General features: G+C 70.9%; 9 protein-coding genes. 3 read left to right on the forward strand and 6 right to left on the reverse strand.

Annotated features, from left to right (window positions below):
* Nucleotides 1-8: 8 nt before the first annotated feature.
* From ACZ3IG_RS18825 to ACZ3IG_RS18840, 4 genes are all read right to left on the reverse strand, one after another.
* A complete protein-coding gene (locus ACZ3IG_RS18825) occupies nt 9-656 on the reverse strand; it encodes a SurA N-terminal domain-containing protein (RefSeq protein ID WP_467433289.1) in 648 nt (215 codons plus the stop codon).
* 155 nt (nt 657-811) lie between these two features.
* On the reverse strand, nt 812-2,809 hold the full coding sequence (locus ACZ3IG_RS18830; protein ID WP_467433290.1) for a tachylectin-related carbohydrate-binding protein: 1,998 nt from the start codon (nt 2,807-2,809) through the stop codon (nt 812-814).
* A 204-nt stretch (nt 2,810-3,013) separates the two neighbouring features.
* On the reverse strand, nt 3,014-3,283 hold the full coding sequence (locus tag ACZ3IG_RS18835) for a hypothetical protein (protein WP_467433292.1): 270 nt from the start codon (nt 3,281-3,283) through the stop codon (nt 3,014-3,016).
* 5 nt (nt 3,284-3,288) lie between these two features.
* A complete protein-coding gene (locus ACZ3IG_RS18840) occupies nt 3,289-12,993 on the reverse strand; it encodes an HYD1 signature containing ADP-ribosyltransferase family protein (RefSeq protein ID WP_467433295.1) in 9,705 nt (3,234 codons plus the stop codon).
* A 330-nt stretch (nt 12,994-13,323) separates the two neighbouring features.
* Here ACZ3IG_RS18840 and ACZ3IG_RS18845 point away from each other — a divergent pair, with 330 nt between their 5' ends.
* The gene (locus ACZ3IG_RS18845; protein ID WP_467433297.1) at nt 13,324-13,557 is read left to right on the forward strand and encodes a hypothetical protein; all 234 of its coding nucleotides are present in this window, start codon (nt 13,324-13,326) and stop codon (nt 13,555-13,557) included.
* A gap of 124 nt (nt 13,558-13,681) precedes the next feature.
* Entirely contained in the window at nt 13,682-15,685 is a 2,004-nt protein-coding gene (locus ACZ3IG_RS18850) for a tachylectin-related carbohydrate-binding protein (RefSeq protein ID WP_467433299.1), read from the forward strand.
* 103 nt (nt 15,686-15,788) lie between these two features.
* Here ACZ3IG_RS18850 and ACZ3IG_RS18855 read toward each other — a convergent pair whose 3' ends face one another.
* On the reverse strand, nt 15,789-16,553 hold the full coding sequence (locus ACZ3IG_RS18855) for an HNH endonuclease family protein (RefSeq protein WP_467433302.1): 765 nt from the start codon (nt 16,551-16,553) through the stop codon (nt 15,789-15,791).
* A gap of 154 nt (nt 16,554-16,707) precedes the next feature.
* Here ACZ3IG_RS18855 and ACZ3IG_RS18860 point away from each other — a divergent pair, with 154 nt between their 5' ends.
* Nucleotides 16,708-16,905, forward strand: a complete 198-nt coding sequence (locus tag ACZ3IG_RS18860; protein WP_467433304.1) for an antitoxin — start codon at nt 16,708-16,710, stop codon at nt 16,903-16,905.
* An 81-nt stretch (nt 16,906-16,986) separates the two neighbouring features.
* Here the strand turns inward: ACZ3IG_RS18860 and mfd are convergent, their stop codons facing one another.
* Nucleotides 16,987-20,544 (reverse strand): transcription-repair coupling factor, encoded by a 3,558-nt coding sequence (gene mfd, locus ACZ3IG_RS18865; protein WP_467433305.1) that lies wholly within the window; start codon nt 20,542-20,544, stop codon nt 16,987-16,989.
* Between the last annotated feature and the right edge of the window lie 147 nt (nt 20,545-20,691).

The raw sequence follows: 20,691 nt of genomic DNA on the forward strand, positions 1-20,691 counted from the left end.
CTCTCCCGTCACGTCGCCTGGGGCACTCCCGCCGGCGCGACCTCCCGTACCCAGGGCGTCTTCGCCTCGGCGCGGCTGCTCTTCTCGACGTCCCAGGTGCCGTAGCGCGGGTTGAGGTCGATGTCGAGCTTCTTCGACGTCTGCGACAGGGCCTTCCAGAAGGCGGGCTGGCCGGTGTCGGTGCCGAGGTGCTGGGCGAGCTTCTGGGCCTCCAGCTGGAGGCGGAGGTTGTCGTCGACGCGCCCCGGGGCGATGCCGTACTGCTGGAGCCAGACCGTCTCCAGGGCCTTGGCCCCTCCGGCCTGCTGCTCCAGCCCGGTGCGCATCCGCTGGACCTCCTTGCGGGTGACGGTGACGCCCGCGTCCTGGGCGGCGCGGTGCAGTACCTGGTCGAGGACCATGCTCTGGAGGGTGTCGCGGGTGAGGCTGCCGGTCCTGGAGATGGCCTGCGCGTACTGCGCCTCGTCGGGCACGGCCGCGCGCTGGGCCGCGCGTACCTCGCTGACCCGGTCCTCCAGTTGCGCGACGGTGATCCGCCGGCCGTCGACGACGGCCGCCGCGCCGGGGTGCGCGTCGTTTCCACAGGCGGTGAGGAGCGGTGCCGCCGCGGCGATCGCGGCGGTGAGGACGAGCGCGGTGCGACGGCGGCGGTGCAAGGGAACCTCCCGTTGGAGATTGTGCGACGGTGCACAAAGTCTTGCGGTGATCGATGGTAGGCAGTGGCCGGGCTCCGGCCAACCCATTCGACCAACGATTCATCAGGACGTCGGGCACCGCCGCACCGCACCGGCCGGTGTTGGCGGGTGCTGGACTAGCGGGACTGCTCGTCCGTCGGCGCCGGGAGTTCGTGGGCGGTGAAGACGGGCGCCGGCGGGGCCGTGGCCGCGGTGGTGGTGCGGGCGGCGGCGAAGGCGGTGGCGCTGGAGGCCGCGTAGACGCGGGTCTGGTTGCTGCTCGTGCGGTAGGAGAAGGCCCAGGTGGGGCCGGAGGTGTTGGTGTAGGTGAAGGCGGTGGGGTCGGTGGCCGCCGCCTCGAAGGTCTCCTGGTTCCAGGCACGCCAGGTGCCGGAGCCCTGGGCCTGTTCGCCGGTGTTGTACATGAAGCCGTCGTCGGCGCGGGCCATGATCTCGGTGATGCCGGTGAGCGGGCTGATGACGACGGACGGGGAACCGGCGAAGGTCTTGTCCCCGACCTGGGACCAGGTGCCGGGGAAGGCGGCGCCCTCGGACGACTGGGCCGTGGTGACGATGTGCCCGTCGGCGTCGCGGGCGAAGACGGCGAGCCGGTAGCCCGGGTAGACCACGACCGCCGGCGTGCCGGTGAAGCCCGTACCGGCGAGGTTGGTCCAGGCCGAGAGGGTGCCGTCGCTGAAGTGGGCGGTGGTCAGGGTGCCGGAGGCGTTGACGCCGAACAGCTGGATGCCGTCGCGGACGGTGACGGCGGTCAGCGGCTGGGTGTGGCTGCCGCCGCTCAGCGGCAGCCAGCTCAGGAAGTAGCCGTCGGCCTCCTGCTCGGCGCGGTACCAGGGCCTGCCGTCCGCGTCGACGGAGAACTGGACCAGCCGTCCGTCGGGCAGCTTCGCGGTGGTGGCGTGCTGGGCCATCCGACCGGCCAGGTCGACCCAGTTCGACCAGTCGGCGCCGGCCGGGGCGGCCTGGTCGCGCGTCCAGATGTCGCTGTTCAGGTTGTGGGCGGTCAGCACCACGCGGCCGTCGGCGTGCTCGGCGAGCGAGGGCCGGCCGGTGAACCCCTCCTGGTCGTCGACGACGGTCCACTGGACGCTGTTGAAGTCGGAGGGGTCCAACTGGCGTCCGTGCACGAGCCGGCCGATGCCGTCCGTGTAGGCGTACTCCACGGTGCCGGCGGAGGCCTGGAGGACGCTGGTGGTGCCGTGGGCCTCCACCGTGATCTGCGGGGCCGGCGGGGTGTGGTCGGCGGTGATGGAGCAGGCGTCGGGGGCGGCGGTCACGTTGCGGTAGCCGGCCCAGCGGTCGGAGCCGATGACCTTGGCGGCGACGGCCCAGGCGTCGGTGTCCTCGTCGTAGCGGTAGTAGCGGAGGTTGCCGTCCGGCATCACGCGCAACAGGGTGTCGCCGCCCAGGGACGCGAGATCGCCTTCGGTGTTCCAGCCGGAGTAGGACACCCGTATGTGACGCTCGGTCCAGCGCTGGCTGGTGAAGTCGTAGCGGGAGCGGTACAGGGACCCGGTCGCGGCCTCCCGGCCGTAGATCACCCCTTCGTCACCGGCGACGATGGCGTCGTAGCGGCTCCAGTCCGCGTCCACGATCTTGTCGCCGCCGGGGTACCAGGAGCTGGTGTCCGCGTAGTACTTGTGCCAGCGCAGGGCGCCGTTCTCGTCGAGCCGCCAGATGTGGCCGGCGCGGTCGACGGTGATCTTGTCGCGGTTCGCGGCCTGCTGGTACTGCCCGAAGTTGTTGCTGATCTTCTTGTGGTGGATGTCCCAGGTGCCGGAGCCGGTACGTCGGCTCAGATAGAGGCCGTCGGACTTGACCCCGTACAGCTCCTGGTCCGGGCCGGCCATGACCTGCCCGTAGCCGGACCAGCCGGTGTCGATCGTGCTGGGCGACGGCATCGTGCCGCCGGTGAGCGGGGTGGGCATGGCCTGACGCAGCAGGTTCCCGGCCGTGTCGACGGCGTACGTCGGGCCCGTGCCGGCGCAGGTGACCGCGGCGGCGGCCTGTGCGGCCTGAGCCGTGCTCGGGGCGAGCGCCACGACGGGCAGCGCGGCGGCGGCGGTCACGAATACGGCCAGCCGGCGGCCGGCACGTCCTCGCGTCGTCTCTCTCATCGATGTCCTTCCCCACGGAGCCGATGCTCTTGATCACGGGACGCTAAGCAACACTTGGTGAACAAGGCGGTGTCGTACGGGGGATCAGCTTGTGTTTCACTGTGTGGATCCGCTGATACCAACCGCGACATTCCGGTCCTGCGTCGATCCTCCGGACAGAGGCCCACCAGCTTTGCGGCTGATGGGCCTCCTGAGGTCATGGCCTTATTTCTTGCCCCTGTACGCCTCGACCTGTTCCGCGATCTCCTCCAGCGCCTCCGCCCCGATAACACGTTCGAGAGAGTCCCCCACGAATTCCCGGGCTTGAGCAAGCCGCGAAGGGAGGCCGTATTCCACTACGTATTCGAGGAGTATGCGCGGGTCTTCTCCTGCCCCGATGCGTGACAATACCCGATCCAGAGACACTACATACTCCTCCAGATCTCGGAACAGACCAGTGAATCCTGCGAGTTCCACCGAGATGGTTCGAGCCACGCCAGTCACCTTTTTACTTGAATGTTCTTGACCGGAAGATCACCGTCTGCGACCCATTCGGTGATACCCATCGTCGCATTGTATCGCGACTGCACTCGACCGGCCGGGACATCGAATTCAAGCACATGGTTACCCCTGCCACGCCCGATTCCCAGCTTGGCCTCGGCGTCACGGGGACTCATCGGCTTTCCCTTGGCCGGGACGAGGAAGACCTTGTTCTGGTCACTAGCCCTGATGACGCCGCTCTGCTTGATTCCCGCCTTGCCCTTGGCGTTCGTGTAGTGCCGCATCCGAATCATCTCTTCAGCGGCGTCATCACCACCTGCGGGGCAGTTGTGAACGAGGACCGAAGTTCCGCTCGCCGCGACGAAGAACGTGTGCGCCCGGTCCACCGTCAGGTTGTGGACCGTCGTGCTCTGGGTCCACGCCCGTACCGCCGTCAGCTCGACCTTCGTGCCCGAGCCCGTGCTCAGCCACTGGCCCGGCTTCAGGTCGCCGGCGTCCAGCCATTGCTTCAGGTCGGGGACCCAGAAGGGGTGGCCCTCGGTGGCCGTGATGACCGCGGTCGCGTCGCCGGCGGTGCCGTCCGTGTCGATCGTCAGGTCGACCAGGTGCTTCTCGCCCTTGCCGGTGATCGTGTCGGTGACCTTCTCCGACGACGGGGACTCGTCCGTCGTCGGGTCGGTGGCCTTGACCTCGTCGCCGACGTCCACGTCCTCGATGGGTTTGCGGCTGCCGTCGGCCATGAGGACGAGAGTGCCCTCGGTGAAGCTGTTGGCCGAGGCCGCGACCCCGGCGAGGTCCGCGGCGCAGGACGTGTACTCCACCGCCGTGTCCAGCTTGTCCGCGGCCTCCGCGATGTCGTCGCCGTACTTGGCCGCCTTGGTCGCCATGCGGCCCGCCTTGGCCGCGCGGACCACGCCGGCTCCCGCGCCGCCCGCCAGGGCTCCGGCCACCGTGGCCGCGGCCCAGGCGCAGGCCTCCATGTCGCCCTTGGTAAGGCAGTTCTTGAAGTCGTTGAAGCCGGAGGCCTCGGCCGCGAACTCCAGGCCCGCCTTCAGGCCGTCCCTGATGTAGGGGGCCGCCGCGCGGGCGAACTCCGTCGCGGCCTGGACCGCGGTGGAGACCGTCTCCACGACCTCACCGGCCGCCGCGACCACCGCGTCCCGCAGGTCGGTCGCGGCCTGCGCCGCGTCCGCGATGACGTTGCGGGCGGTGTCCACCACCGCAGCGGGCAGGTTCGCCGCCGCGGAGACGATGTCCTTCGTCACCGATATCAGCGGCTTCACCGCCGCCGCTATCTCCGGTAGCGGGCTGTGCTGGATCGCGTAGGAGACGGCTGCCTTGGCCTTCTTGGTGATGGCCTTGGCGCGGGCCACCGCGGCCCGTTTCGCCGCCGCCGCTTTCTCGCGGGCCCACGCCGCCGCCGATTTCGCCGCCGACGTCGCCTTGCTCGCCACCCAGCTGACCGCCGAGGACACCTTCTGTGCCACCCAGCTGACGGCCGACTTGGCCTTGTTGTAGACCCACTTGGCCGCGTTGCTGATCGCCCGGCCGACCGCCTTCACCGCGGAGACCGCGGCCCGCCACGCCTTCTTGACGACCTTCTTGACCGCCCTCGCGGCCTTCTTGACACCGCTCTTGATCGCGCTGCCGACCTTCTTCACCCCGGAGGCGACCTTCTTGCACCAGCCGCAGCTCGGCCAGTGGCCGTCGGGGTCGACGTAGTCCAGCGGTGCGCCGGCGCCGTAGGTGTAGCGGTTGGCGAGGATGGAGGCGCCGCCCGCGTAGTTCACCGAGTCGCGGGAGTCGAAGGTGCCGGTGTCGGGGCTGTACCAGCGGGCCCCCATGTTCACCTGGTCGGTGTCGGGGTCGGTGTAGTCGCCCTGGTAGCCGAGTTCGCCCGCCACCTCGCCGGTACCGGAGTCCTCGACCTCCTCGCCGAACGGGCTGTACGTCGTCGAGTCCGCCAGCTCCGTCAGGTCCGCGTCGGTCGCGTCGAAGTCGCCGACCACGTCGCCGTGGGAGTCGGTCACGACCAGTTGCGCGGTGCCGTTCTCGGAGACCGACATCAGCTCGTCCATCGGGCCGCGGCCGTAGGAGGAGGCGCCGTCGCTGACCGGGTCGGGGCTGAGGCCCGCGTAGGTGAAGTCGGTGCCGTTGCGGGAGTCGACGCGGTCCAGGGAGTCGTAGTCGTAGGAGACGTCGCCGGCCTGGAGGAGGCGGTCGAAGGCGTCGAAGGCGAAGTCCTCGGTCAGGCCGGAGCTGGTGCGGGAGGCCAGGGTGCCGCGCGGGCTGTACGTGTAGGTGTAGTCGCCGTCGGACTGGACGCGGTTGCGTTCGTCGTAGACGGCGGTCTTGTCGCCCTCCCGGACGCGGTTGCCGGAGTCGTCCCAGTCGTACTCGGTGGTCGCGCCGTCGGCGGTCCAGGAGGTGAGGCGGCCGGCCTGGTCGTAGCCGTAGGTGTTGTCGGCCGCGTTGCTGCCGGTGACCTTCTTCGAGGTCAGGTGGTCGTTGTCGTCGTAGCCGTAGTCGATGGAGGTGACGGCCTGGCCGGTGCTGTTGGTCAGGGTGTCGGTGTCGATGCGGCCCAGGTCGTCGTAGCCGTAGGCGCGGCTCTGTCCGGCGCCGTAGGAGACCTGGCGGAGCATGCCGGAGGTGTCGTAGGCGTAGCTCTGGCTGGTGCCGGTCAGGGCGTCCTTGGCGGTGGACAGCTGCTGCTTGGTGTAGGTGAACAGCGACGTGCCGGTGGCGTCGGTGCGGCTGGTCAGCAGCCCGTCGTCGTCGTAGGCGTAGCTCGCCTCACCGGACGGGCCCTCGGCCGACAGCAGCAGGCCGCGGTCGTTGTACGTGTAGGTGTTGTCGCCGTCGGGGGTGGCGGCGGAGGTCAGGCGGCCCGCCGCGTCGTAGCCGTAGCTGCGGTCGGCGGTGGCGGTCTCGGCGCCGGTGCCGCTCTCCTTGACCAGCCGGCCGGTGTTGTCGTAGACGCGGGTCTGGGTGACGCCGCCGGGGGCGGTCGCCCGGACCGCCTGGCCCACCGCGTCGTAGGCCGTGGTCCAGGTGCGGTCGGCGGCGGCCGGGTCGGCCTCGGTGGCCGGTTCGATCACCGACTCGGCGAGTCCGAGGGTGTTGAACGTGTAGTACGTGGAGTTGCCGCGGCCGTCGGTGTAGCGGGTACGGTGGCCGGCCGCGTCGTAGCCGAAGGACGTGGTGATCGACTCGGTGTCGGTCACCGGCTCGGTCTGCTTGGTCAGGCGGCCCAGCGCGTCGTAGGCGTAGCGGGTGGTGTGGCCGAGCGGGTCGGTCGACGCCACCAGGTTGCCCGCGTCGTCGTAGTCGTAGCCGATGGTGCGCAGCGAGTTGCTGTTCGGGGCCAGGTCGGACTCGGAGACGAGGCGGCCGGCCTGGTCGTAGAGGAGGGAGGAGGTGCGGCCCAGGCCGTCGGAGCGGCGGACCTCGCGGCCGGCCAGGTCGTAGCCGAACTCGGTGACCGTGCCGCTGGGTTCGGTCAGCCGGACGACCTGGCCGAGGCTGTCGTAGGTGAACGACGTCTTCGCGCCGCTGGGGTCGGTCTGCTCGGTGACGTTGCCCGCGTCGTCGTAGGTGTAGCGGGTGGTGAACGCGTCCTCGTACGGCTCGCGGTCGATCTGCGTCTGGGTGACCGGGCGGTCCAGGTCGTCGTAGGTCGTCTCGGCGCGGGCGCCGGTCGGGCCGGTGACGGAGAGGACCTCGCCGGTGCGGGTGTAGGTGTACTTCCACTGGGCGCGGTCGTCGCCGGTGCCGGTGGGTTCGTCGCGGACGGTGACCCGGTTCAGCCGGTCGTAGCTGTAGCGGGTGACCTGGTCGAGGGGGTCGGTCGCCTCGACCACGTTGCCCAGCGCGTCGTAGCGGTACTGGGCGGTCGGGGTGACCGGCGTGTCCGTGCCGGGCGCGGTGTACGCGGCGCCCGTGGTGCTGATCTGCCGGCCCAGCCGGTCGTACGCGGTGCGGGTGACGTTGCCCAGGGGGTCCTGGACGGAGGTGGCGGCGCCGTAGGTGTCCAGGCCGACGATGGTCAGCGGGCGGGTGCTCTGCGCGGCGGCGCCGGCCTGCTCGGTGTCGACGGCGGGCGCCAGCGTGGAGATCTGGCGGCCCAGCGTGTCGTAGCCGTAGTCGGTGACGTTCCCGGCGGGGTCGGTCACGGTCTTGGTCAGGCCGCGCTGGTCGTAGGCGTACTGCGTGGTCAGCGTCTCGGTGCCGTTGTGGGTGATCTCCTTGGTGGCGTTGCCCGCGAGGTCGTAGACGTAGTCGACCTGCTCGGGGGTGGCGCTCACCGGCCACGGCACGTTGGACGGGTTGCCGCTGTTCTTGGTCGTGGTGACGTTGCCGGCCTGGTCGTAGGTGTAGGTGGTGCCGCGGGACAGGCCGCCGCGGTCGGTGACGGTGGAGGCGACGCGGCCGACGGCGTCGTAGCCGGTCTCGGTGACGGTCCGGCCGTTGTCGGTCGTCTCCTTGACGAGGTTGCCCGCGCCGTCGTACTCGTTGGCCTCCACGACGATGTCGCGGGTGGTGCCGTCGGCGTTGTGGAAGCCCTTGAGGGTGATCGACTTGACCAGGTCGTCGCCGTAGTACTGGTACTCCAGGGTGCGGCCCATGGCGTCGGTGTGCTGGGCGAGGCGGCCGGCCATGTCGTAGGCGTAGGACTGCATGACCAGGTCCTCGCCGGACCCGTCGGCGCCGTCGGGGTCGCCGTCCCAGTCGGTCAGGCGCACCTCGGCGATCATGTTGCGCGCGGTGTAGGCGTACTCGAAGCGGTTGCCGTTGCCGTCGACCATGAAGGTCTGGTTGCCGAACGGGTCGTAGCCGTAGGAGGTCTCGTTGCCCTCGGCGTCGGTGACGCGCACCGGGCGGCCGTGGTCGTCGAGTTCGTACGTCATCGAGCGCGGCAGGTCGGCGCCGACGACGTCGTCGATCTCCGTGGCCGTCACCACGCCGTCGGGGTCGTACGTGGTGGTGGTGCGCTGCTGGTGCTGGGCGCCGGTGACGGCGTCGCCGACCTGCGGGTCCAGGGAGGACACCAGACGGGACAGCTTGTCGTACGTATAGGTGGTGGTGACGCCGTTCGGCTGGCTGTCGGATATCTCGGTCTCGCTGGTACGGCGGCCGAGGGCGTCGTAGGTGTAGCGGGTGATCAGGCCGGACGGTTCGACGACCTCGGCGATGTCACCGCTGTAGAAGTAGGCGTAGCGGGTGACGGCGCCGCGCGGGTCGGTGCTGGTCTTCAGCAGGCCGGTGGGGGTGTTGCCGCCGTCGCGGGCCGGTTCCACACCCGTGGTGTAGCTGTTGAGGACCGAGCCGCTGTCGGGGTTCTTCTGGGAGAGCAGATTGCCGTTGTTGTCGTACTTGTACGTCGTCAGGTAGCGGTTGTCGGTGGCGCTGCTGGAGCGGGCGTCGCGGGTCTCAATGGGCAGGTCGATCCGCAGGTCCAGCTCGTCCAGGCCCGCCGGGTAGGTGGTGTACGAGGTGTGGCAGTCGCCCTTGGCCCGGCAGGTGGTCTGGCTGCTGACGTTGCCCCGGTCGTCGTAGCCGAGGGTGACGGTGTCGCCGGTCTCGCTGGTGGTGACGGTCTGGTAGCCGCGGTCGTCGTAGGTGTAGCTGCGGATCGCGACGCCGTCGACGGGGTGCCGGATGAAGTCGGGGCTGCCGTCGCCGTTGCCCGGCGGGGTGGTGCAGAACATCGGGTCGCCGGGGTCGGGCTCCGAGCAGACCTCGGTCGGCGGGGAGGTGGACGGGGACGGCTCGGGGGTTCCGTCGTACTCGCGCGTGCCCAGGCCCAGCGGTTCGCCGTAGCGCAGCAGCTGCGAGGTCAGGCCGTCGTACTCGTAGAAGTACGGCTGGCCGACCGGGTCGTGCACCTCGACGGTGCGGCGCAGGTCGTCCTCGTCGCCGAAGACGGCGGGGGCGCCCACCGCCCAGGTGCCGCCGTTGGCGTCGGTGTACTCGCCGACCCGGTCGCGGGCGGTGTCGTAGGACACCTCGGAGGCGGTGCGGCCGCTGGGCAGCGTCGTCTTCGTCAGCAGGTCGGCGGCCTTGGTGCCCAGGGCGTAGTGGGTGGAGACGGCCTGGGAGCCCAGCGGGTGGTGGTAGACGGCGACCTCGTCGATCGAGCCCGCGAAGGAGCGGGCCTGGGCACCGCCCCAGCCGGGCCAGCTCGCCGGGGAGCTGGGCCGGGCCGCGCCGATCTGGTTGTGGGTGAGGTTCTGCGCCTGGATCTGGCCGCCGGCCAGGGTGGCGGCCTGCTTGCCGTCCAGGTAGAGGGTCTGGGTGGCGCCGGAGACGGAGAGCACGGCGTGGTGCCACTTGCCGTCGTTGACGTTGGTGGTGGTGGCGGTCATGGGATGGGCGGTGCCGTCCCAGAACTGGCCGCGCAGCTTGCCGTCGGTGCCGACGTACAGGGTGGGTACGCCGGTGCCGGGGGCGGTGCCCCACGCCTTGTCCTGGTAGCCGATCAGCGGGCCGCCGACGCCGGTGGCGATGGTCTTGAACCACACCTCGACGGCCGCGTCCCGGCTCGCCTTCAGGGTGCCGCCGGGCAGGGTGACCCGGGAGGTGGTGCCGTTGAAGCCGGCGGCGGTGGAGGGGTCGCCGGTGACCGCGCCGGCGCCGCCGAGGGTGACGTCGCCGTACGTGCCGCGGTCCTTGCCGAGGTTCACCTCGATGGCGCTCTCGGCGGAGGTGCCCTCCTCCTCGCCGAGCCGCCAGTAGGACTCGGGGCGCGAGTCGCGCACCCCCGCCGCGTAGTGGCTGCCGGCGGTGTAGGTGTAGGCGGTGCAGCCGCCCGTGGGGTCGCAGACCTGGTCCAGGACGTCACCGGTGTAGGTGTACGTCCAGGCCAGCGCGGCCCCGTCGACCGCGTTGGTGGCGACCCGGGTGACGTGGGAGCCGGTCCAGGTGAAGGTCAGGGAGCGCTTGCTGCGCGGGTTCTCGGCCTTGACGAGCTTGCCGCCCGAGTAGGTGTAGTTGACGACGTTGGAGGTGGCGTCGGTGATCTTGACGAGCAGGCCGGTGTTGCTGAAGGCGTACGTCGTGCCCGACTTGTCCTGGAGGGTCCAGGTGCCGGCGGTGGCGTCCTGGGTCAGCTTGGCGAACCGGCCGGGCGGCGGCGCGTAGGAGCCGTCGGGGTTCTTGCCGAAGCGGACGTCGCGGCCGTCCGGGTAGCGGATGACGACGTTGCCGGTGCCGTCGTTGTCGGGGGTGAGCCGGATGTCGTAGCGGGTGGTCCAGCCGGTGCCGAAGGCCAGGTCGCGGCGCGGGTCGAGGCTGTTGTAGGTCCGCACCAGCGTCATGTCCGGGCCGACGCCGGCCAGGGAGGCGTCGATCGCCGAGGTCGCGTAGTTGCCGACCTGGGGGTCGAACTCCAGCTCCTGTCCCTCGCTCAGCCGGGAGGTGATCTCCGGCTGCGGGACCGAGGTGAGCAGGGCGATCTGCGCCGTGGGCACCTCGTTGCTCGCGTCCTTGGCGAAGCCGCGCCACAGGTAGGTCTTGTTCCAGGACAGCCGGCCGGCCGGGACGCTGTAGGCGGGGCTCGACTGGTAGGCCGAGGTGACGCAGTCGACGGGCTTGTCGTCCTCGCCCTGCTCGCAGACCTCGAACTTGTACTGGAGCGTCTGCCCGGCGGGCGCGTCGATGTCCACGGCGCTGGCCCACAACTGCGGGCTGAGCGTCTGCGCCTGGTAGCCGTTGGGCGGGTACTGCTCCTGCACCACGGGCGCGATGTCGAAGACCTGGAGGGAGAGCCGGCCGGGGGCGACCTGCTCGTCGGTGAAGACCGGGCCGCCGGACCTGACCATGCTGAAGTCCAGCAGGTAGGCGCCCGGCGGCAGCGCCTTGATGGTCGCGGTGAAGGTGGTCCTGGCGCCGTGGGCGACATTGGTGGTCAGGTTGGCGGCGCGCTGCTGGGTGACCAGCTTGCCGTCCTTGTCGTACGCCCGGTAGGCCAGGTAGTAGGCGCCGGGCGTCCAGGTCTGCGCGCCCTTGTTGGTGACGGCGACCTTGACCTGCCCGGCCTGGTTCTGCAGGACCGGCGGGTCGGGGACCGGCTGGGTGAAGGAGTAGCTCGCGTTGTACGGCGAGTGGGTGACGTACAGCTTGGGCGGGTTGGCCGTGCCGTGCCCGGCGAACTTCTTCCAGCCGAGGGAGTCGGTGGCCGAGGCCCGCACCGACAGGCCGTAGTTGGCCTGGTCACCGTCGACCCAGCGCTGGACCAGGTCGCGGCCGGACTTGCCGAGGTCGAACAGTTCGGAGGCGGCGGGGCAGGCGGACTTGGACTTGCCGGTCGCGATGTAGCCGTAGGCGAAGGACTTCGAGGCGAGGCTGCCGCCGACCGAGGGGCCGGGGTAGCTGAGGCCGGTGCCGGCGGACCAGTTCTCGGTGACCGGGTGGACCGACACCGGGCGGGCCTTGCAGGAGGCGGAGTCGTAGTTGGTGAGCTGGAGCTGGGCGCCGAAGATCTTGTGGTGCTGGAGCTCCTCGTCCAGCGACGGGAAGCCGAGGTAGGTGGCGGTCGCGCCGTCGGCGCCCTTGCCGACCTGGAGTTCGCTGGTGCCGACGACGGAGCCGCCGCTCTTGACGTAGACGCTGGTCTCGGCGGACGAGGTGTCCACGGAGGGGTCGACCTCGACCGGGAAGACCCGCTCCGGGGCCCGCAGCCAGTCGGCGTCGACGGTGATGCGCAGGGTCTGGCCGCCGCCGGCCCGCTCTACGAGGTCGTAGGTGACATCCTCGGAGCGGGCGGGGGCGCCCTGCTCGCCGCCGTGCCCCGAGTCCTCCATGAACCCGGCGGGGATGACGCCGGCGACGCGGCCCCGGGCGTCGGTCAGCTCTACGGCGCCGTCCGCGATCCGCGCCGTCAGCCCGTCCAGGGCGAGGGGGAAGTCGAAGGTCGTCGGGGCGTCGGCCGAGTGCAGGACCAGGGTCTCCTTGACGCCGCCGGCCTGGGACTCCAGCGTCAGGTCGGTGTCCGCGAGGACGCCCTCGTAGGTGACGGCGCTGCCCTCGGCGCTGCCCTCGACGCCGGCCGCGCCGCTCAGGCCGTACGACAGGCCGCCGCCTCCGGGGAGTTCGACGGTGGCCAGGCGCGCGGAGTCGGCCCGCTCGTCGATGCGTACGCCGACCGCGTCGGCGGTGTTGCGCCAGCCGTCGCCGTCCGCCCGCAGCTCCGTGTCGATGGGCCGCCAGTCGCCGTTCTCGTCGCGGTAGTTGACCGGCGTCGGCGACATCTCGGTGGTCCGGGTGCCGTCCTCGTTGGCGTAGGTACGGCTGAACCCGTCGCGCTCGGCGGGCAGTTCCTCGCTGTGCTCGGCGTCGAAGCCGGTGACCTCGGCGGCCGGCGGGGCGACGGCCTCGGCCTTGTTGCGGGCCTTCTTCTCGGCGGCGGCGACACTGCCCTTCTTCACCGTCGTCGGGTACTTCGACCGCAGGGTCCGCGGCGCCTTGGTGTTGGCGTCCCGCTCGCCGACCAGGTGGTCCTTGCCGTCGGCGGACGCCCACCGCTGGTCGGGGGCCGAGCGGCCCCGGGGGTCCTCGGGGAAGAGCGGGATGCCGGTGCCGGACAGCGCCAGGGAACTGGCCGTGATCACCGACGCCAGGAGGATGCCGAGGGCCATGCCCCAGCGGCTGCGACGCAGGCGACGGGACAGCAGTCTTCGGACGACTCTCCGGTAGTCAGGCACAGCTCCCCCTCAGCACCACATGTGGGTCATGAATCGACTTATGGATCCTGAGAGTTGTATGAAGATTCTGTCCAGACGATCACCAACTGTCCATCTGTTTGTCATGTACACGCGTCAGCTGTTCATCTCCGCGCCACTGCACCGTTAACCCAAAGCTGCTTACCGTCCCCCTGCCAGGGGGTGCGCAATCATGTCGAACCGCTGCTTCCCTGCTCGGAATCACCGCACTGAGCTGGAAGGACGTCCATGAGATCCGCATCGGGCAGACGGTTCGGCCGTCGCGTGGTCACGTCGACCGCGGCGACAGCCGCCGCCCCTCCCGTCGTTCACATGTCGACACGACGCCCTTACGCCGGTGCACGGTCCCGGGGTTCGGACGTCCGGCCCGTCCGGGAGCAGCAGACCTCCGACGCGGCGGCGACCGACCCCACCGCCTCCCCAGCCGTCCTCGCCTCCCCCGCCGTCCTCGCCTCCCCCGCCTCCCGCTCCACCACCGGCGACGGCGCCGCCCAGCCCGCCCCGACCCGTACGGAGCACGGCCTCCCCGCGCCGGCGCACGGGTAGCGCCAGCGCCAGGCCCACGAATGTCCCCTTCGGGGGGGAGCCGTCACCGCAGACGCGCCGCCCCCTCCTCCAGCCGTCCCGTGCCCCGGGGCGACCAGATCACATGAAGTCCGGAAGGATGCCGATGAGACCCCTGTCACCCCTGTCCCGTCGACTGCTCAGCCGTCGGGTCATCGCGATCACCACCGCGGCCGCCGCGCTTCCCATAGCCATGACCACCACCTCGGGCACCGCCCAGGCCGCGGACGAGATCACCTGCACGTCGACCGGCGCCCTCTACTCGGTCACCACCGAGGGAAGCCTGCTGCGGCGCAACGTCGCCGACCCGGCCGGCGCGACGGGCTCGCTCCCCGAGGCCGGCACCATCGACTCCGGCTGGAACCAGTACCCGCGCGTACTGACCGCCAACGGAGCGACCTTCTACGGCATCAAGTCGGACGGCCTGTACTTCAGCCACCGGGACGGGTCGACCGGCACCTGGGACGTCCACCACCGCAAGATCAGCGACTCCTACGGCAGCTACCGCCTGGACGCCAACCGCAACAAGATCAGCGCGGACCGGGGCGGCAACCTCTGGTTCGTCGACGGCGACGGCGACCTGCGCTACGCCCGCTACACCAGCTCCACCAACACGTGGAGCGCGGACAGCAACAAGAAGATCGCCTCGGGCTGGGGCCGTTACAGCTTCATCGTCGCCACCGAGCTGGGCGTGGTCTACGGAGTCGACTCGGCCACCGGCGACCTGACGCGCTCACGCTACGACTTCACCAGCCAGCGGTGGATCGAGCAGCACCGCACGGTCAGCTGGGCGGACTGGCGCGACACCGAGGACCTCACCTCCTTCGGAGGCGACACCATCCTCCGCGTCAAGCCCAACGGAGAGGTACGTCAGTACCGCTACCGGGAGGACGCGGGCAACTTCGATCCCTACAACGTGCTCCTCGGCAGCGGCAGCTGGTGGGCCGGCTACACCAGCGTGACCGGTGCGCCGGACGCCTGCCGCCTGGCCGCGAACCACACTCCGGCGAAGCCCTCGGTCAGCGTCGAGTCCGCCACCCCGACCAGCGTGCTCCAGGCGTCCAGCGGGGAGGTCGAGTACGCCTACACCGACAACATCGGGCGTCTGGTCCACGGCCGGCAGACCGACCCGTCGGACTTCAACTCCGTGCAGTGGACGACGGTCTCGGGCAACGAGGCGTTCTCCGGGCAGCCGACGCTCTCCGAACAGCCGGACGGCCGCACGGCGCTGACCGCGCAGAACGTCAGCAGCGACATCTGGTGGCGGCGGCACGCCGCGAGCAGCCCGGACTGGGGCGACTGGATCAACCTCGCCGGCGCGATGGCGGAGCACCCGACGACCGGGAAGACGGCGGACGGAGTGCTCGCGCAGTTCGCCGTGGACGCCGACGGCAAGCCCTGGTACCGCGTCCAGCAGCGGGCCAACGTGGACTTCATGGGCTGGATGCCGCTGAGCGGCGAGGGCTTCTCCGGTCCGCTCACCGCCGTCACCGTCCGCAACGGCATCCAGCTCTTCGGCACCGACGCGAACGGCACCCTGCGCACCGCGACCTTCAGCAACGGCGGCGTCGGCACCTGGACCACCCTGGGCGACCAGGCCATCACCGGCACCCCGTCCGTCATCGTCTACCCCGGCTACCGCCTCGGCGTCTTCGCCCGCGACACCGCCGGCCACATCGTCCACCTCACCCAGACCGCCGAGGGCGCCGCCTTCCCGGCCGCCTTCAGCCAGGTCGGGGACAAGACCTTCGCCGGTTCCCCGTCCGTCGTCATCAGCCCGCTCACCGGCATCACCGAGATCATGGCGCGCGCCGACGACGGCTTCGTCTACAACACCGGCGAACAGGCCCAGGGCTCCGGCACCTGGCGTGCCTGGAACCAGGAGACCTTCGAAGCGGCGGCCACCGACCCCACCGCCTTCACCTACACCAACACCTCCGGCCCCACCTGGGCCTTCTCCTACCGCACCAGCAGCAACCAGACCCGCGTCTACCGGGCCTCCAGCGCCGTCACCGCCTTCCGCAGCGAGAGCAGCGGCAGCAGCGACAGCAAGGCCAAGCCCGCCCCCGTCTTCGAGAAGAACGAACTCCCCGCACCCCCCGCCCCGTAACCACGCCTGACACCACTACCGACAGCACGACCGACACCACGACCGGGACCGGCGCCGCCAGCGGGCCGGTCCCGGTCCGGCGTCCGCGGGACGCCGCGCGGGGTCAGGCCCCGCACTGCCTGAGCAGCGCGTCCCGGTCCGGCGTGGTCACCGCCAGCTCGTACTTGACGGCGACCTGGGCGAACCGGACGGCGTACGCGCACCGGACCTTCTTGTTCGGCGGCAGCCAGGACGCCGGCCCGGAGTCCCCCTTGGCCGAGTTGGCGGGGCCGTCGACCGGCATGAGATTGAGGGGGTCGTTGGCCAGTTGCCGCCGCTTCTTCTCCTCCCAGCGCGAGGAGCCCATCTGCCAGCTGTAGGAGAGCGGGACGACGTGGTCGATCTGCACCTCGGCGGCGTCCTGCTTGCGCCACTCGATGGTCTTGGCGGTGTACGGGTCGTCCAGCGTCATGGAGACGACCACGCAGTCGGAGCCGGACTTGAACTCCAGCTCCTGGCCGTCGCGCTGGAGAATGTCGTTGCGGGTGTCGCAGCCGTTGCGGGCCAGCGGGACCCCGTCGGCGGTGTCCATCCAGGCGTAGCCGAACTCGTCCCGGTCGTAGCCGGTCTTCGGGCCGCGGCCCTTGGTGTCCAGTCGCTCGATGAGTTCCCGGGCGGAGGTCCGGTCGGCGTCGCCGGTGACCACGGCGAGGCCGGGCTTGGTCCCGTCCGGGTTGCTCAGCGGGCTCACGGCGTGCCCGGCGGCGGGTTCCGCTTCCGCGCCGCTCCCGCCGCTCCCCGACGACGCGCTCCCGCCGTCCTCCAGACTGTCGCACCCGGTGACCAGGGCCAGAGTCAGTGCCGCGCACGCGGCCCATCCGTTTCGCATCCTGCTGTGCCGCGTCACACGCGCCTCCCCTTGCTGTTCCTCGCCGTACCACCGTAGCGATCGAGAGGTCCAGACCATATAGGGCCTTAATGGGCGTACGCGTCATATGGGGCGTACGGTCGGAAAAGAGTCTCGTCTCGGAAGGAGTTCCTGCATGGGCTTCCTCGACAAGGTCAAGAGCATGGCCGGCAAGGACAAGGACAGGTCACGGAAGATGTCCGACGCCGCCGAGAAGCAGGTCAACAAACGGACCGGCGGCAAGTACGAGAAGCAGGTCGACGCCGCTCAGCGGCAGGCCGAGGGCCGGCTCGGCATGGGCAGGCGGGGCGGCGACCGACCGGACCAGCACTGACGCCCTGAGGGGTGGGAGGCCGTCCGCGGTGCCACACCGGGCACCGCGGACGGCCTTCGCACGGGCCGCGCATCCGGGGTGCTACGACCCCAGCACGGACGTCAGGAACTCCCCGACCCAGCCCAGCAGCTCCCGCCCGACCAGCGGTTTCCCGCCGACCTTGGCGGTCTTCGGACGCGGTACGAGCACCTGGTGGGCGGTCGCCTTGATGACCGTTCCCGGGTACAGGCGCTTGAGCCGCAGCTCCTGCGACTCCCGCAGCTCGACCGGCGCGAACCGGATGTTGTTGCCCTGGAGCACGATCTCGCCGACGGCGCACGCCCGCGCGAGCATCCGCAGCCCCGCCACCAGCAGCAGGTTCTCCACGGGCTCGGGGAGTTTGCCGTACCGGTCGACCAGTTCCTCCCGTACGGCCTTGATGTCCTCCTCGCTGTTGGCGGAGGCGATGGAGCGGTACGCCTGGAGGCGCAGCCGCTCGCCGGGGGCGTAGTCGTGCGGGACGTGCGCGTCGACCGGCAGCTCGATCTTGACCTCCAGCGGCGGCTCCTCCTCCGCCCCGCCCTCCAGGGCGGCCCGGTAGTCGGCCACCGCCTCGCCGACCATCCGCACGTACAGGTCGAAGCCGACGCCCGCGATGTGCCCGGACTGCTCGCCGCCGAGCAGGTTGCCCGCGCCGCGGATCTCCAGGTCCTTCATCGCCACGTACATGCCCGCGCCCATCTCGGTGTGCTGGGCGATGGTGGCGAGCCGCTCGTGGGCCGTCTCGGTCAGGGGCTTCTCCGGCGGGTAGAGGAAGTACGCGTATCCGCGCTCCCGGCCCCGGCCCACCCGGCCGCGCAGCTGGTGGAGCTGGCTGAGCCCGAAGTTGTCGCCGCGCTCGACGATGAGCGTGTTGGCGTTGGAGATGTCGATGCCGGACTCGACGATCGTGGTCGACACGAGCACGTCGAACCGCTTCTCCCAGAAGTCGACCACGACCTGTTCCAGGGCCTGCTCGGACATCTGGCCGTGGGCGGTGGCGATCCGCGCCTCGGGCACGATCTCGCGCAGCCGCGCCGCCGCCCGGTCGATGGACTCGACGCGGTTGTGGATGTAGAAGACCTGGCCCTCGCGCAGCAGCTCGCGGCGGATGGCGGCGCCGATCTGTTTCTGCTCGTAGGGGCCGACGAAGGTCAGCACCGGGTGCCGTTCCTCCGGCGGGGTGGTGATCGTCGACATCTCGCGGATGCCGGTGACCGCCATCTCCAGGGTGCGGGGGATGGGCGTGGCGGACATCGTCAGCACGTCCACGTTGGCCCGGAGCTTCTTCAGCTGCTCCTTGTGCTCGACGCCGAAGCGCTGCTCCTCGTCGACGATGACCAGCCCGAGGTCCTTGAACTTGGTCTCGGAGGAGAACAGCCGGTGGGTGCCGATGACGACGTCGACCGAGCCGTCCCGCAGCCCCTCCAGGGTCGCCTTCGCCTCGGTGTCGGTCTGGAACCGCGACAGCGCCCGCACCTTCACCGGGAACTGCGCGTACCGCTCGCTGAACGTCCCGAAGTGCTGCTGCACCAGCAGGGTGGTGGGGACGAGCACGGCGACCTGCTTGCCGTCCTGGACGGCCTTGAAGGCGGCGCGGACCGCGATCTCCGTCTTGCCGTACCCCACGTCACCGCAGATCAGGCGGTCCATCGGGACCGTCTTCTCCATGTCCTCCTTGACCTCGGCGATGGTGGTGAGCTGGTCGGGGGTCTCCGCGTAGGGGAAGGCGTCCTCCAGCTCCCGCTGCCACGGCGTGTCGGCCCCGAAGGCGTGCCCGGGGGCCGCCATCCGGGCGCTGTACAGCTTGATGAGGTCGGCGGCGATCTCCTTGACCGCCTTCTTCGCCCGCGCCTTGGTCTTGGTCCAGTCGGCGCCGCCGAGCCGGTGCAGGGTGGGCGCCTCGCCGCCGACGTACTTGGTGATCTGCTCCAGCTGGTCGGTGGGGATGTAGAGGCGGTCGCCGGGCTGGCCGCGCTTGGCGGGCGCGTACTCCACCACCAGGTACTCCCTGGTCGCCCCCTGCACGGTGCGCTGCACCATCTCGATGTACCGGCCCACGCCGTGCTGCTCGTGGACGATGTAGTCGCCCGCCTCCAGGGTGAGCGGGTCGATGGTCTTGCGGCGCCGGGCCGGCATCCGCGCGCCCTCGCGCCCGGCGGCCTTCTGCCCGGAGAGGTCGGTCTCGGTGAGCACGGCGAGCTTGAGCCCCGGTTCCACGAACCCGTGGTCGATCGACCCGCAGGCCACGTGCACGACGGACGGACTCAGCTCACCGAGCCCGGCCGACTTGGCACCGGGTACGTCGAGGCGGGCCGCGATCCCCTCGCCGCCCAGCACCTCCACCGTGCGGGCGGCGGTGCCGTGCCCCTCGGTCACGTACGCCACCCGCCAGCCGTCGGCGAGCCAGCCCTTGGTGTCGGCCAGCGCCCTGGCGGTGTCGCCGCGGTAGGTCTCGGGGGCGTGCATGCCGAGCTTGAGGGTGCCGGCGTCCAGTTCCTCGTCGGCGGCGAACGGCGACACCGACCACCACATCATCCCCAGCTCACGGGCCCGCTCCCGGACGTCCGCGAGGGACCACAGGGAGGCGGCGCCGACGTCGATCGGCGCCTCACCGCCGCCGGCGGTCGCCGCCCAGGACGCCTGGAGGAACTCCTGGCTGGTCGCCACCAGGTCGGCGGCCCGCGTCCGCACCCGCTCGGGGTCGCACACGACGGTCATGGCGCCGCCGGGCCCCTGCGGCAGTACGTCGAGCAGCAGCTCCATGTCGTCCACGAGGACCGGCGCGAGGGACTCCATGCCCTCCACCGCGATCCCCTCGGCGATCTTGCCGAGCAGCTCCCCCAGCTCGGGGTGGTCCTCGGCGAGGGCGGCGGCCCGCTCCCGCACCTCGTCCGTCAGCAGCAGTTCCCGGCAGGGCGGGGCCCACAGTCCGTGTTCGGCCACCTCCAGGGAGCGCTGGTCGGCGACCTTGAAGTAGCGGATCTCCTCGACGTCGTCGCCCCAGAACTCGATCCGCAGGGGGTGTTCCTCGGTCGGCGGGAACACGTCGAGGATGCCGCCGCGCACGGCGAACTCGCCCCGCTTCTCCACCAGCTCCACCCGGGCGTACGCGGCGGCCGCGAGGGCCTGCACGACCTCTTCGAGGTCAGCGCTCTGCCCGCTCCTCAGCGCCACCGGCTCCAGGTCCCCCAGTCCCTTGACCTGCGGCTGAAGCACAGACCGCACGGGCGCGACGACGACCGAGACGGGCCCCGTCTCGGGGTCGTCGGCCCGGGGGTGGACCAGCCGCCGCAGCACCGCCAGCCGCCGCCCCACGGTGTCGCTGCGCGGGCTGAGCCGCTCGTGCGGCAGCGTCTCCCAGGACGGGTACTCGACCACGCCCTCGGGCGGCAGCAGCGAGCGCAGGGCCGCGACCAGGTCCTCCGCCTCCCGCCCGGTCGCCGTGACGGCGAGCACCGGTCTGCCCGTCTCACGGGCCAGCGCGGCCACCGAGAAGGGCCGGGCGGCGGGCGGGCCGACCAGGTCGACATGCATGCGGTTGCCGTCGCCGGCCGCCGCGATCGCTTCCGCGAGGGCGGTGTCCTTGACGAGGGCGTCGAGCAGACCGTGCAGGCTCATGGAGGGGCGCTTTCCGTCCGTGGGAGTACGTGGGATGTCCCGGGTGTGCAACACGACGGGCCCGACACGCGGTGCGGGCCGGGGGTGTCCAGCGTACGTCGCCGCGGCGGTGGACGCCGGAGCCTGTGGACAGCGCCGGTGCGGTCC

It is taken from the genome of Streptomyces sp. NPDC016677 (assembly GCF_055562815.1).